This window comes from Hyella patelloides LEGE 07179 (genome assembly GCF_900659865.1).
Lineage (GTDB): Bacteria > Cyanobacteriota > Cyanobacteriia > Cyanobacteriales > Xenococcaceae > Hyella > Hyella patelloides.
The window spans coordinates 1-1,496 of the sequence record NZ_LR214297.1; the positions used below are offsets into that span (position 1 = coordinate 1).

Genomic DNA, 1,496 nt, shown 5'->3' on the forward strand with positions numbered 1-1,496 from the left:
TAATTATTAGAAAGAACCGAACCAAGGGGAAGCTGGCAACTAGAACCATTCCCATCATTGAAGACTTACGCTCCTTGCTGGTTGACTACTTCCCATCACCTCGCACTTACAACCTCTTTAGTGGCAGGGGAGGCAAAGGACATATTAACGTTGATTACGCAGCGCAGATTTTAAGAAAAGCTTGCGATAAGCTAGACATTGAAGGAGTTAGCACTCACAGCTTCCGCCGTACCGCTCTCACCCAGATGTCCAACGCAGGAATCCCTTTACGAGTAATACAAGAGATTTCAGGTCATCGCACGTTAGACGAGTTGCAGAAATATTTGGAAGTAACCGATGCCCAGGTACGAGGCGCGGTAAGCTCTTTATCGATGATCTCCCATCTCGGAAAACCCCGATATGACGATCCATCCTTAGAAGTATTTCCTAATCCCTCTCAATTTCGCTCCATAACTGACCTTGAGTCACGCCAATAATTACTGTGGTGATTATCAAGATACATTTTTGTATAAAATCAAGAACATACCTACCAATAAATAACAATAATTGTTATTTACTGTTATTGCCTCTACACTAATAGTGTGGGCAAATAGTAAATGTATATTACACAGGAGTGATACGATGAATGTTTCCCTCACTGAAGAGTTAGAGCAGTTTGTACAAAGTCAAGTTAAAAGCGGAATGTACTATTCTGCTAGTGAAGTCATTCGAGATGGTCTGCGATTGCTCAAAGAAAAGGATATGCTAAAGCAGATCAAAATTGAGGAGCTTCGTAAAGAAATTCAGAAGGGAATAGTTTCTTTAGAATCTGGTGAAAGCGTTTCTTTCGATGTCGAGCAAATCAAAGCTGAAGGACGAAAAAGACTTGCTGCCAAAAAAAGTCAAGAAGCAGCACAATAGTTATGGCTGCTCAAAGAGAATTATCCCCACAAGCCCAAGAAGACTTGATCGAGATTTGGTCATACATTGCTCAATTTAGCGAAGAGGCAGCCGACAGAATAATCGATACCATTTATCAAAAGGCAGACCTACTAGCTCAATCCCCCTACATGGGAAAGGAGCGATCTGAACTACACCCAAGCTTAAGAAGCTTTGTGATTGAAAAATACGTGCTGTTTTACCGCCCCATCGAGGAGAACGGCATCGAAGTAGTTCGCGTCCTGCACGGAGCAAGAGATATAGAACAGTTGCTATAGGTGTATAGTGACTGCTGACTGGTTGAAAATTTGGCGCATCCAAAAAGGCGCATAAATACTACCCTACAAGAGGTACGCTAAGGATTAGATTTTTCTCCCAAGTTTTTATTTTCATATCCAAAGATAACTAATTAGATAGTTAAATAATTTAATCACTCTCCCACGTTAGTTTGCCAATTAGATCTCTTACGTGATCTCGTAATAAGTAATTATAGCTTTCTAGCTCACACTCAATTTCGTTCCGCTGTTGGACTGGTAGGTAATCACATAAAATTCTTAAAGGTTGATCTAAAGTAATAG

Annotated in this window: 4 protein-coding genes; 3 read left to right on the forward strand and 1 reads right to left on the reverse strand. The window is 40.6% G+C overall.

Annotated features, from left to right (window positions below; genetic code table 11):
- From H1P_RS33275 to H1P_RS33285, 3 genes are all read left to right on the forward strand, one after another.
- Positions 1–476, forward strand: a 476-nt coding sequence (locus H1P_RS33275; protein ID WP_144875749.1) for a tyrosine-type recombinase/integrase, incomplete at its 5' end; no start/stop codon positions are given.
- A 145-nt stretch (positions 477–621) separates the two neighbouring features.
- A complete protein-coding gene (locus H1P_RS33280; protein ID WP_144875751.1) occupies positions 622–900 on the forward strand; it encodes a type II toxin-antitoxin system ParD family antitoxin in 279 nt (92 codons plus the stop codon).
- A gap of 2 nt (positions 901–902) precedes the next feature.
- Positions 903–1,196, forward strand: coding sequence for a type II toxin-antitoxin system RelE/ParE family toxin (locus H1P_RS33285; protein WP_144875753.1), 294 nt, complete (start codon positions 903–905; stop codon positions 1,194–1,196).
- A gap of 148 nt (positions 1,197–1,344) precedes the next feature.
- On the opposite strand, the gene H1P_RS39160 is transcribed toward H1P_RS33285, so the two are convergent.
- A complete protein-coding gene (locus H1P_RS39160; protein WP_281291286.1) occupies positions 1,345–1,494 on the reverse strand; it encodes a DUF4327 family protein in 150 nt (49 codons plus the stop codon).
- Between the last annotated feature and the right edge of the window lie 2 nt (positions 1,495–1,496).

Coding starts and splice junctions, on each gene's coding strand:
- H1P_RS33280 (WP_144875751.1), top strand. CDS start 622: ATGAATGTTTCCCTCACTGAAGAGTTAGAGCAGTTTGTACAAAGTCAA.
- H1P_RS33285 (WP_144875753.1), top strand. CDS start 903: ATGGCTGCTCAAAGAGAATTATCCCCACAAGCCCAAGAAGACTTGATC.